Origin of the sequence: Dyadobacter subterraneus (assembly GCF_015221875.1) — a bacterium.
Classification (GTDB): domain Bacteria; phylum Bacteroidota; class Bacteroidia; order Cytophagales; family Spirosomataceae; genus Dyadobacter; species Dyadobacter subterraneus.
The window spans coordinates 2271398-2283598 of the sequence record NZ_JACYGY010000001.1 but is presented as its reverse complement, the minus strand read 5'-3'; the positions used below and the strand labels follow the sequence as shown (position 1 = coordinate 2283598).

The following is a 12201-nucleotide window of genomic DNA, read 5'->3' as shown; positions in this document are numbered from 1 at the left end:
AAACAGAGGTTTAAAGATCAATTTTAACGCCCAGACTCAAACTGCGGACCGGAGCAAAAGCCGCCTGCGCATAATCCGGATCAAGTTTTCCTTTGTAGGATTTCCACAGAATGCCAATGTTATTGGCATATAAATAAAGGCTTGCCGAGTGAAACGGTAATTTTTTCAGCCCACCGCCTGTAAGGTTATAGCTCAGGTTAATATCCTGTAAACGGATATTATCTGCCTTTTTAACCAGCGGCTGCGCGTAAGCATAAAAGTTATCCCGGTTGGTGTTTGAAATCTGAGGGCTTGAAGGCACCTGAGTGGTAAGCTCATCTCCAGGCTTCTGCCAACGGAGCGCGTAATCACTATGGGTAACCACACCATTGTTTAGATCGGTATAGGAAACCGAGCGAAGTCTGAAATAATGTCCAAACCTGTAATTGATATTGACTGACAAGGCCAGTGATTTCCAGGAAAAACTGTTGCGAAGGGCGCCAAAAAGTTTAGGCCGGGCCGGGCCATTGTAAACCAGCGTGGCAGGATCCGCTTTCAGAATCGAAGCGTAGTCCTTGCTCACTTCACTGCCCAGATACCCCTGTGGGTTTCCTGTCAGCGGGTCAAGCCCCGCCCATTTCAGGCTATATACGCTGTATAACGGCTTTCCTTCCAACGGATAGATGGAAGTCCCATCCCCATTGCCCAAATAATCCGTTGAAAGGGCCTTTACATCATATTTTGTGACCTTATCTGCCGCGCGGCTAAAAAGCAGATCGCTTTGCCATTTAAATACTTTGTCAAATATTCTGGCGCTCAGCGTCACATCCAACCCGCGTCCTGACGTTGAGGCATAATTGCCCGTAAAGGTTTTAACTCCCGAACTTCCCGGGTAAGGCATACTGCCAATTAAATCGATACCTTTTTTAAGATAGTATTCCACAGTGCCCGACAGAATCCGGTTGCGGGTTTCAAAGTCCAAAGCAAAATTAAGGTTTTTTACTTTTTCCCAGCGAAGGTTGGAGTTGGGAGGATTACTGATCACAGCATATGGCGCGCCGGTATAATAATCAGTCCCTTCGATGTAGGCTGTCGTATAGGCAGACACATTCGTATTGCTGTTGCCACTATACCCAAAGGTGGATCTTAATTTTAAATACGGAAGCCAACCCACATGGAAAAACCTTTCCTGGGACAAGTTCCAGGCAGCGCCCAAAGAGTAAAGCGGAACGCTTTTATCATTTGTTTTTACGCCAAAAAGATTACTCTGGTCTTTTCTGGCGCTAGCAGAAAAGATATACTTTTTTTTCAGGGTATATGAACCGTTCACATAAAAGGACAAATACCGGTCGGTCGTTCCATATCGGCTGTCAACAAAGGGAATGCGCAGTGTGGTGGCCGGATTGACAAAAGATCGGAATGCGGTGGTATAATCCACCGGGCTATTGGATGCATACCGCTCATCGTAACCATAATAACGGCTGCTTCCTCCTTCGGTAGAAAAATTTCTGATTTCCGCGCCTGCAAGAACTGTCAGCTCGTCTGTACCGAAAAGTGTCTGCTGGTAATGCAGCTGGGCCCGCCCACTATGGGAAGTGTAAGCGCTTTCAGACTGATCCAGGATTCCGCCCAAAGGAAGATTTCGTCTCACAAGACCCGCGCTGTCAACAGAGGTCAGCTGATTGATCAGGTTTCTTGCCATGTAGGTATTTTGACTGTAAAGATTTCTGGACACAGTGATTCCTCTGCCATACTGGTAAAGACCCGAAAAAGTAAGTGAAGGCAGTATCTTATATTCAGTGCCCAGATTTATCCTGTAATCGGTCAGTTTTACACTGTTGTCCGCCGCAGCCATTTCCTGCAGCGGGCTGTAATCCCAGTTTAAAAGTCCCTGCTTTTGAGCCTGCCCGGTAAAGGAAAGACGGTAATCCTTGATAATGCTAAGCGCATTACCGTTCTGATCTGCCAGCTGTGCGTAAGGATAGATCGCCGTAGAGATATTGCCTGTAAGCGGATTGGTATAGGTCAAAGCGCCCGGGTTATTGGTTTTACTTTTGGATTCAGCATAGTAGATACCAGCGGAAAATTCCAGTTTTGGGCTTAAGACAAAGGTATTGTTTGCATTAAATGTTAGCCGCTGGGAGCTATTTCCCACCTCGCTTGGCCTTGTCCTGTCATAACCTCCCGAAACAAAGTAGCGGTGCTTTGGGCTGCCGCCTTTAAAAGAAAGTGCATACTGCTGGCTGATACTGCTTTGGTAAAGGTATTTTTCATAATCATTACGCACATCGTAGCTGGTAAGTTTCTGAATCTGCGATTCGGCCTGTTCAGCAGAAATCACTTTATCACGCTGGGCGATTAAAAGCTCAGATACCGGCGTAAGCGGATAATGAGATGCACTTTTCTCAGCAGAACTGTAACCTCCACTTTCAAATAAATGACGCTCGTTGGCAATATAATCAGCCGTGCTCATGCGGGGCTGGTAAAAAAGATCCGGCTTTGCTCCCACGGTCAGATTGGAGTTTAATGAAATCTGCACCGCCCCGCTGCCGCTACCCTTTTTGGTCGTAATTACGATCACACCATTACCAGCCCGCGAGCCCCAGATCGAAGCGGCTGCGGCGTCTTTTAAGATGGTTATACTTTCAATGTCATTAGGATTGATGGTATTTAGATCACCCGCATAAGCAAAATTATCAATGACAATCAGAGGCCGTGCGGCCGAATTGATCGTACTCTGACCGCGTATGAGCAGACCCTGAGCGCCGCCTTTGCCCCTGTTGTTGATCAGTCCCGCAGCCACATCGTCAAGCCTGCTGACAATGTCCGCCCCTACCCTTCGGTTCAAAAGCGCGTTATCCACAAAAGAGAAGGAACCTGTCGCCCGTTCCCTGGGGATCTTTTCATATCCGGTGGAAATGACCACCTCTCCCAACTGGTTCTCATCGGGCAATAGCCCTGCAACCACCAGGTTGGGAGCTGGCAAATGAAGCCTTAGTTCCCTTGGTTGAAACCCGATATAGGAAATCTGAAGGCTGAGCGTATCAAGCTCGGTAACCAGGGTAAACCGTCCGTTTTCATCGGTAGTCACCCCCTGATTTACACCTTTCAGCTTGATAACCGCCCCAGCCAGCGCAGCACTGTCAGGTAGGGAAACTACCCTACCCTTCAGTACAGACTGTGCGCTGAGGGTTTGTAAGAGGCCTAGGAAAAATAGGGTTAAAAATAATCTCATGGTAAAGGAGTGTTTGAAAAATTAATAAGTTGAGCTGGCAGATGCCTGCATAATCCGGTCTTTGATGACAAGCACCGGCATGTCAAGAAACTTTTCTTCCAGGGTAAGATCATAGGGTGCAAGTGCTTTTTTTACCGAATCGATATCGCTGAAATCAAGCTCCAAATCAAGATCGATCTTACCTTCATAGCCGGTCTGATTCACAAGCGGCCACGGGCTTCGGGCCATGTAATGATTTTCTAATCCCATTACAAATACTTCCATGCTGCTATGACGAAGGTGATAGGCAAAATTCTGGTAGCGCTCAGAGAAGACGTTTGTTTTGGATTTAAACTTTTCCATCTGTGATGTTCTCACCAGAGCGAGCACCTTTCTGGTTTTGGTTTCAATCAGCGCTTCGTAAGCCGGGAAAAGCTGCCGAAGATCATCCTGAAAAATGTTGAAGGCATTGCCTGCAAGCGAGGCGGGTACCACCAGCTCATAGCACAGCGTGTTTTTAGGTATCCAATCACGGAGCGCAGCGCCTTTAAGCCCGCTAACAAACTTTAAACTGTCCTTGGTCTGGATAGAAACAGAATGTTTGGCAATAAATCGTTTGCCCTCCCCATAAGCCATCGAGTAAAGATGGAAAGGTGTGATGTTGGTAAAGGTGACGCGCCAGCGGTCCACACTGTCGCCGGGCTGCTTTAAAATAACCAGCCCATGAAGGCCTGCCATATAAGCCGTACTAAAGGAATGATAGCGCATCTTCCCAAAACTCTCAGCCCTTTGTGGCGCTATAAAATCAAGGAGCTGGGTTTTCATCCCGTCATAACCCAGCTCCTTTTGATCAGCTTTCACCGCCATACTGATGTTATGATCATTTAAAAAAGCCTGGATTTTGACTGCATTGATTTCTTCCCATCCGGTCACAGCCCTTAGAATTCCCTGCGGATCTATCCACACGTAATGCGGTACACCCTCATGCGGAAACAGCTTCCTTAACTGCTCGTCCAGTATTACTTCCGGTGTATCTATACGCAGTCCCTTCCGCTCGGCATATTTTTCGCGGAAAACCATTACTTCCTTTTCAGTCTGATAGGTTACAGGAAGCAGCACGAGCTGTCCGGCGAAACGTTTTTCCAAAGAATCCATCCTGGGAATCATGCTCACGCAGGGTTTGCACCAAGTAGCCCAAAAATCAAGGATCAACACCTTTCCTTTAAAGTCCGATATTTTGGCTGATGCGGTTTGATAGCGCAGCACATGTTGAATGGCCACATCAGGAACCTTATACCCTATTTTTACGGGTCCGATCAGGTTACTGCTTGTTTGCGCAGCAGCAGGTTTCCAGCACCAAAGAAGAATCATTAAGATTGAAAAATAGATCAGATAAGGCAATAGTTTGCCCATAGAGCAAAAACGAGCGTTCATTGCAATGCATATTAAATTAGGAACAATAAGGTTAGATTCGTTTTAACAGGATAAATTCCTGACAACGATAGACTTTAACACCGCCAAGGACGGATAGTGTTAAGCCAAAATGAAATACTGGATTTCAATCGGGTGGACAGATCACCAAAGTAAGAATGGACATCATCGGCGCAATTTGGTTTGTGCTGCAATGCAGCGTGAAACAAAAGGCAATAAAATCGGCGGAGTCTCAAATTGTGCGGCGGTGGAACCTAAGAAGGCGTGAGACTCAACTTGTTTCATTAGAGGTACTGGTAGAACCCTGGAACGACAAGCCGAACCCACGCCTAGGTCGTGAGCGATTCAACTTGGTCCCGTTCCAAAAATTACCAGTTTTCTAATTAGGACACTAAACGAATGCTTCTAATTTCTTTTTGAAGTTTCGCTATAACTAAGTTTAAAAAAATAGAAAGTGAGACTTTTGTAAACTCGATACAAATATAACATAATTTTTATTTTGACGTACAATCATACGTCAAAATATTTTCAAAATAACTTCACTTTTCCCGTATGGAAAAGAAGGAGATGAATCAGTTAAAATTTGCTAAGGCCATTTTAAAAGCTGCTGAGGAAAAAAATTTGAGTTTAAGAAAGCTATCAGCAGCATCGGGGCTTGAATTTTCGCAGGTTCAAAGGATTGCGAAGGGAAAAGTTAATTTAGCTCTATCAACAATCATCTCCTTGGCCGAAGGCTTAGAGATAACACCATCAGAATTATTCCAATACTATGAATAGTCGTTGGCTTATGGTTTTGACCCAGCCTCAAGCTATGCTACTTGATCATAAGGATCATGATATAACATCATCTAATCTAAATTCACCCCTCGCATACCTTGTCAATTGATTTGCCTGAACGGTCACATCTGTACATGCAATATTATTGCTTTACTGAGATTCTAAGCATAACAGATCCTGCCATCTTTCGGTCTGAGGGGTCAAAATCTGACATTCAAGAACATGCACTGGACGATATTATTGAAAGTATTCAAGTCAAGCCACAGAAAATGTAGCAATAAATGATTCATTCTAATAGATCAAATTCTGCCCCTTACAGACCGTGATCTAAATAAGATTTTCTTATGCCGATAAGGATCTGTTTGCTGTCCACTTTATTTTCCGTTTTTATTTATCTTATTAACCTGCTCCTGCACGTTAAGCAGAATTTTCATCATTTGATCCTGACCGTTTGCTGTGCTGGGAAGTGATTGACTAAGAAAGCTACGGTACTTCCAAATTTCTATTACATCCTCCGACTTAACGATATAGGGTTCGTACATTGCGTTCAACGAACTAAGCATCAGTGTCCCATCCTTTCCAACTGTTACCTGCTTAAAAACAAAATCCTGCTCCCCTTTCAAAATGACGATACAAAGCGTATCTGGCTTCAGACTTTTCCAGTCCTGAACATATTCTGCGATAATATCACTTTTCTCAGGGATCGGAAGCATTGAATCCCCTACGGTCGGAAACATCCTGAATGTTCCTGACTTGGGAAGATTGGGCAGGCTAAACCTTGGAAGTTTGGACAGGTACTCAGGATCACTATATCCGCTTCTATAACCTGCCTTCGCCTTCACAGGTACATACTCCACATTCTCTTTATTTTGCTCATTGACCGTGATGGCAAGAACCCTGATATTGCTGCCGGTCATATACACATCATTACCCGCTTCGAGCTCCCGAAGTTTGAGCTCAGAAAGCTTGGCAAGGTTCACCCGCAAAAGACTATCCACACTGATTTTAAAAAAATCAGAAAACCGAAGGTAATCATCCGGCTGGGGTGCTTTCGTGTGCCCATTTTCCAGGGCGTTGAGCTTTGAGCGTGTCAGAGACAGCTTTTCGGCCAGCGATTCCTGGTTCATTTTGCGCCTTTCCCTGAGGAATTTGATGTTGCTTCCAAAAAAAATGTTTTGACTATTCATCTTTAGTTTGTTATCATTACAATCAACACTTTGATACAAATCGTATCAAATGTAAATTAAATAATCAACTTATGAAACAACCAGCCATCAAAAACGACATTTTTGAAAAACTGCAGAAGCAGATTTTTTCCCTGCAGGGATTCACGCCTCCCAGTGAGGGTAAACAAGTCAATTTTGGGCTGGGCGCTGCCGAGCAGGGTTTTCCTAACCATGTCTTCCCAACCGGTGCTGTTCATGAGCTAATTAGTGACGGGCAGCAACACGCCGCCGCGACCACGGGATTTATGGCTGCGCTGCTTGGAAAACTGATGCAGGATGGAGGTCTTTCGCTATGGATAAGCCAGAAAAGAACGCTTTATCCGCCGGCACTTAAGTTTTTCGGCATCGATCCGGACCATGTCATTTTCATCGATGTAAAAAATGAGAAAGACCTTCTTTGGATGACCGAGGAAGCACTTAAATGCCAGGCGCTCTGTGCAGTGATCGCAGAAATAAAGGACCTTGACCTGACCGCCTCCCGCCGTTTGCAGCTTGCCGTCGAGCACAGCCGGGTAACCGGTCTTCTTCACAGGATCAACCCAAGAATGCTGGGCAATACGGCCTGCGCATCCCGGTGGAAAATCTCGCCAGTCGCCAGCGTGCTGGAAGATGATATGCCGGGAATGGGTTTTTTCCGTTGGGATGTCCAGCTTTTGAAAGTCCGTAATGGTCAGACCGGCCAGTGGCAGATACAGTGGACAGCCGGTTTGTTTGAGCACGTATCAATAGCAGTGCAGGTTGCTACGGGTAAGGACCTTTTAAAAACAGGATGATATGGCAAACAGGTATGTCTCAATCTGGTTTCGGCACCTTATCACCGACCGCTGGGTAATCCGGCATGCAGCGCAGAAGGACACTGCTTTTGTGATGGCCTGCCCCGAGCGCGGCAGAATGGTCATCAAAGCAGCAAGTGCAGAAGCTGAAAAGCAGGGCATAGTTACAGATATGGTACTGGCTGATGCGCGTGCCGTGCTGCCCGAACTCCAGGTCTTTGAGCACCGTGCTGATCTTGCCGAAAAACTTTTAAATGGATTGGCCGAGTGGGCGCTTCGCTATTCACCCGTGGTGGCCACTGATGTAGCCGGCAGCGGACTTATCCTTGATATCACCGGCTGCGCGCATCTTTGGGGCAGCGAAAGAGCGTATTTGAAAGATATTACAAACAGACTTCGCGGCTCAGGTTATAATGTCAGAGCTGCTGCCGCAGATACGATTGGCACCGCCTGGGCAATCTGCCGCTACGGTAGGATCACGCCTGTGATCGAGCCACAGACCCAGAAGCTGGCATTGGCGGCTTTACCGCCAGCAGCGCTCCGATTGGATGATGCCATACTTGAACGCATGAGCAAACTCGGGTTTTACCAGATCGAAAGTTTTATCGATATGCCGCGCTCTGTACTGCGAAGAAGATTTGGACAAGCGCTTTTAAGCCGCATGGACCAGGCCCTTGGCGCTATGCAGGAAAATATTGTCCCGATCGTGCCCATCGAACCCTACCAGGAAAGACTCCCATGCCTGGAACCGATCCGGACCGCGCCTGCTATCGAGATAGCGCTACGAACACTTCTGGAAGCCCTTTGCTCCAGACTTGCCGGCGAGGGCAGGGGAATTCGAAAAGCGGTTTTTAAAGGATTTAGAATGGATGGGGCGCAGCAAGCCATCGAGATTGGTACAAGCAGTGCTTCCTGTCATTTAGAGCATCTTTTTAAGCTCTTTCAGCTTAAAATTGCAAGCCTTCGCCCCGATCTGGGTTTTGAGCTTTTTATTTTGGAAGCACCTGTTACCGAAGAACTTGATGCTGTTCAAAAAACGCTGTGGAGCGTTTCCGGCAGTGGTGATATGACCGAGATTGCGGAGCTTTTAGACCGGCTTACCGGCCGTGGCGGAATGGATATCGTTCACAGGTATCTGCCAGAGCAGCACTATTGGCCTGAGCGTTCGATAAAAGCGGCGGCTTCACTGATCGAGCAGCCAAGCTGCGCCTGGCGGACAGACCGTCCACGGCCGGTTAGCCTTCTTGCAGCTCCGGAGCTGATTCAGGTAGCTGCGCCGGTTCCGGATTATCCTCCGATGCTTTTCCGCTATAAAGGGACCGTGCACCAGATTAAAAAAGCGGATGGGCCTGAGCGCATCGAGCAGGAATGGTGGATCCAGGAAGGCCTTCATAGAGATTATTACTGTGTTGAAGATCAGGATGGCGCCCGGTTCTGGATCTTTCGGGCTGGTCATTATGGTGAGCATAATCCCGACTGGTTTATCCACGGATTTTTTTCATGATCAATTAAGACGTTATGAGCTACATTGAACTTCAGGTCACATCCAATTTCAGCTTTCTTCGCGGCGGCTCGCATCCCGAAGAGCTTGTCGAACAGGCCTTCGAGCTTGGTTACGAGGCGCTTGCCATCACCGATCACAACACACTGGCCGGTATTGTAAGAGCCCATGCGGCTGCGAAGCTTAAAGGAATCAGGCTCATCGTTGGCTGCCGGCTAAATCTTATTGACGGGCCGAGCCTTCTTGCCTACCCTACTGACAAAAATGCTTACGCAAGACTTTCGGGCCTTCTGTCGTTGGGCAACCTTCGGACTGAGAAAGGAAAATGTGATCTTTATCAGGCGGATGTTTTTTCATATGCAGAGGGGATGCTTTTCATCGCCGTTCCACCTGACCGTCTCAATGAGTATTTTGATCTTGACCCATCTTTTGAAAAAAATCTTCGCAGCTATAAAAAAGCGCTTGGGGATTCGCTTTTTCTTGGCGCAAGCCGCTCATACATGGGTGACGATTCAAAAATCCTGTACCGTCTTAGCAAGTTAGCTGACCGGCTTGGGATTCCGATGGCCGCTACCAACGATGTTTATTATCATCATCCGCTCAGAAGGCAACTCCAGGATGTGATGACCTGTATCCGGGAAAAATGTACGATCTATAATGCGGGTTTCCGCCTTCACCAAAATGCAGAGCGTCACTTGAAAACCAGTCAGGAGATGCAGCGGCTTTTTAGAAAATATCCGGATGCGATCTTGCGCGCACGCCAGATTGCTGAGGCTTGCCAATTTTCACTGGATTCTTTAAAATATGAGTATCCCGAAGAAATTACCAGTGATGGCCGCAGCCCGATGCAGGAGCTTCTCTTTCTTACATGGAAGGGCGCAAAAGAAATTTACGGGGAGGTCCTGCCCGAAAAGATCGTTTCATCGATTAATCATGAGATGAAATTTATCAAAGAAATGGACTATGCTGCCTACTTTCTGACCGTCTATGATATTGTCCGGTTTGCAAGGGAGCAGAACATTCTTTGTCAGGGGCGCGGATCAGCGGCCAATTCCGCTGTATGCTTTTGCCTTGGCATTACCTCGGTCGATCCGACAAAATTTGATCTTCTGTTTGAGCGCTTTATTTCCTCTGCCAGAAACGAGCCTCCGGATATTGATGTGGATTTTGAGCATGAAAGGCGAGAGGAAGTTATCCAATATATTTACAGTAAGTATGGCCGTCACCGTTCGGCGATTGTAGCGACAGTCACCCAACTGCACCAGAAAGGTGCGATCCGTGATGTGGCCAAGGCAATGGGTATGTCAGTAGATGCAATCAACCGGCTTTCGGGCTCGATCTGGGAGTTTACTGATGAGTGGTTTGAAGGCAAGCGCATCAGCGAACACGGTTTTAACCCGGATGATCCGCATCTAAGAAAAGTCCTGGATCTGACCTCACAGTTTATGGGCTTTCCAAGGCAGCTTGGCCAGCATACGGGCGGCTTTGTGATCACACAAGGAAATATTACGGATCTGTGTCCGATTATCAATGCAAGAATGCCTGACCGTACCAACATCGAATGGAACAAGGACGATATCGATGCGCTTGGTTTTCTTAAAATCGATGTGCTTGCACTGGGCATGCTGACCTGCATCAGAAAAGCCTTTGATCTGGCCAAAAAACATTATGATCTGAATCTGACCCTTGCCAATGTTCCGCAGGATGATCCTGCCGTCTATGAGATGATCAGCCATGCGGACACAATCGGCGTATTTCAGATTGAAAGCCGGGCTCAGCAGTCGATGCTTCCAAGGCTGCGTCCGCAGTGTTTCTATGATCTGGTTATCGAAGTTGCGATTGTCCGTCCGGGGCCCATTCAGGGTGATATGGTACACCCCTATCTTCGCAGAAGAAATAATGAGGAAGCTATTACTTATCCTTCCAAAGAGCTTGAAGATATTTTGGGAAGAACACTAGGTGTTCCCTTGTTTCAGGAGCAGGCGATGAAGATTGCCATCGTTGCCGCAGGGTTCACGCCCGCGGAAGCCGACGGGCTTAGGCGCAGTATGGCCACCTTTAAAGCCAAGGGGCTGGTTGTGCAGTATGAGAAAAAGCTCGTGGAAGGCATGGTTAAGAACGGGTACACGGAAGAATATGCCAGAAGGGTTTTCAAACAGCTTGAAGGTTTTGGTAGCTACGGTTTTCCTGAAAGCCATGCGGCCAGCTTCGCGCTTTTGGTTTACGTATCAAGCTGGATCAAGTGTTACTATCCCGAGATTTTTGCCGCCGCGCTATTGAACAGTATGCCCATGGGCTTTTATCAGCCCGCCCAGATCGTGATCGACGCCCGTAAGCATGGCGTGCAGGTCAGGCCCGTTGATGTAAACATCTCTTTTTGGGACAATGTACTGGAAGAAAAATCCGGTAAATACCATGCGCTGCGGCTTGGATTCAGACAGGTCAGAGGCCTTCGTGAAGATGAGATCTGGACACTCCTTACCTGCCGGAGAGCTCCTTATAAAAACATACACGAGATCAGAGATGCAGGCGTATCGCAGGCTACGCTTGAAAAACTGGCGGAGGCAGACGCATTCCGTTCCATGGGTATGGACAGAAGAAAAGCCATGTGGGAAGCTTCTGCGCTTGCGGACAGGCCTATGGGACTTTTCAGAGGCCAGCAGTCAGCCAGCGGCTACGAACCCGATGTAAAGCTTCCTGACATGAGCGGTTCCGAGCATGTGGTGCTTGATTACGCGTCGACTTCACTTTCTTTAAAAGCGCACCCGGTAAGTTTTGTAAGGGACGGGCTCAAATCCCAGCATGCCGTTCAGACCGGTAATCTTTCAAATTACAAGGACGGCATGATTATCCGGGTGGCTGGCCTTGTTCTGGTGCGGCAGCGGCCAGGCACAGCAGGAGGCGTATGCTTCATCACCATAGAGGATGAAACAGGCTTTGCAAACCTTGTCGTTTTTCAGAACCTTTTTGAAACCTATAGAAAAGAGATTCTTCGGGCAAGGCTTCTGATGGTCGAAGGAAAACTGCAAATAGAAGGTGAAGTCATGCATGTGATCGTCAGGAGATGCTTTGACATGTCACATCTTTTAAGGGACATGAACCAGACCCAGCAAGATCCGCCGGTGCAGACACTTTCCCGCGCTGATGAGAAAGACGAATATGCTTCCCAGGCTGTGAACCGAAAAACCCAAGGTAGAAAACCTGTGCAGACTGAGATTTTCCCTTCGGGCCGAAATTTCAAATAAGACGGCTTTCCTAACCAAAACCCGGGACATTCTATACTTACAACACACAATCCAT

7 protein-coding genes are annotated in these 12201 nt (G+C 47.3%); 4 read left to right on the top strand and 3 right to left on the bottom strand.

Annotated elements, in window-relative coordinates:
- Positions 1 to 10: 10 nt before the first annotated feature.
- On the bottom strand, positions 11 to 3214 hold the full coding sequence (locus IEE83_RS09480) for a SusC/RagA family TonB-linked outer membrane protein (RefSeq protein ID WP_194120347.1): 3204 nt from the start codon (positions 3212 to 3214) through the stop codon (positions 11 to 13).
- A gap of 21 nt (positions 3215 to 3235) precedes the next feature.
- The gene (locus IEE83_RS09475; RefSeq protein WP_194120346.1) at positions 3236 to 4627 is read right to left on the bottom strand and encodes a TlpA family protein disulfide reductase; all 1392 of its coding nucleotides are present in this window, start codon (positions 4625 to 4627) and stop codon (positions 3236 to 3238) included.
- 549 nt (positions 4628 to 5176) lie between these two features.
- On the opposite strand from IEE83_RS09475, the gene IEE83_RS09470 reads away from it, so the two are divergent.
- Positions 5177 to 5401 (top strand): helix-turn-helix domain-containing protein, encoded by a 225-nt coding sequence (locus IEE83_RS09470; RefSeq protein WP_194120345.1) that lies wholly within the window; start codon positions 5177 to 5179, stop codon positions 5399 to 5401.
- A gap of 374 nt (positions 5402 to 5775) precedes the next feature.
- Here IEE83_RS09470 and IEE83_RS09465 read toward each other — a convergent pair whose 3' ends face one another.
- The gene (locus IEE83_RS09465) at positions 5776 to 6588 is read right to left on the bottom strand and encodes an XRE family transcriptional regulator (RefSeq protein ID WP_194120344.1); all 813 of its coding nucleotides are present in this window, start codon (positions 6586 to 6588) and stop codon (positions 5776 to 5778) included.
- A 71-nt stretch (positions 6589 to 6659) separates the two neighbouring features.
- Here IEE83_RS09465 and IEE83_RS09460 point away from each other — a divergent pair, with 71 nt between their 5' ends.
- From IEE83_RS09460 to IEE83_RS09450, 3 genes are read left to right on the top strand one after another with little or no spacing between them, the layout of a single operon-like run.
- Entirely contained in the window at positions 6660 to 7400 is a 741-nt protein-coding gene (locus IEE83_RS09460; protein ID WP_194120343.1) for an ImuA family protein, read from the top strand.
- A 1-nt stretch (position 7401) separates the two neighbouring features.
- A complete protein-coding gene (locus IEE83_RS09455) occupies positions 7402 to 8904 on the top strand; it encodes a Y-family DNA polymerase (protein WP_194120342.1) in 1503 nt (500 codons plus the stop codon).
- A 14-nt stretch (positions 8905 to 8918) separates the two neighbouring features.
- Positions 8919 to 12146: an error-prone DNA polymerase gene (locus tag IEE83_RS09450; protein ID WP_194120341.1), complete on the top strand. Its 3228-nt coding sequence runs from the start codon at positions 8919 to 8921 to the stop codon at positions 12144 to 12146.
- The last annotated feature ends 55 nt before the right edge of the window (positions 12147 to 12201 follow it).

Bases quoted from the DNA above. Each gene is read 5' to 3' on its own strand.
- IEE83_RS09480 (WP_194120347.1), bottom strand. From the start codon at position 3,214: ATGAGATTATTTTTAACCCTATTTTTCCTAGGCCTCTTACAAACCCTC.
- IEE83_RS09475 (WP_194120346.1), bottom strand. From the start codon at position 4,627: ATGAACGCTCGTTTTTGCTCTATGGGCAAACTATTGCCTTATCTGATC.
- IEE83_RS09470 (WP_194120345.1), top strand. From the start codon at position 5,177: ATGGAAAAGAAGGAGATGAATCAGTTAAAATTTGCTAAGGCCATTTTA.
- IEE83_RS09465 (WP_194120344.1), bottom strand. From the start codon at position 6,588: ATGAATAGTCAAAACATTTTTTTTGGAAGCAACATCAAATTCCTCAGG.
- IEE83_RS09460 (WP_194120343.1), top strand. From the start codon at position 6,660: ATGAAACAACCAGCCATCAAAAACGACATTTTTGAAAAACTGCAGAAG.
- IEE83_RS09455 (WP_194120342.1), top strand. From the start codon at position 7,402: ATGGCAAACAGGTATGTCTCAATCTGGTTTCGGCACCTTATCACCGAC.
- IEE83_RS09450 (WP_194120341.1), top strand. From the start codon at position 8,919: ATGAGCTACATTGAACTTCAGGTCACATCCAATTTCAGCTTTCTTCGC.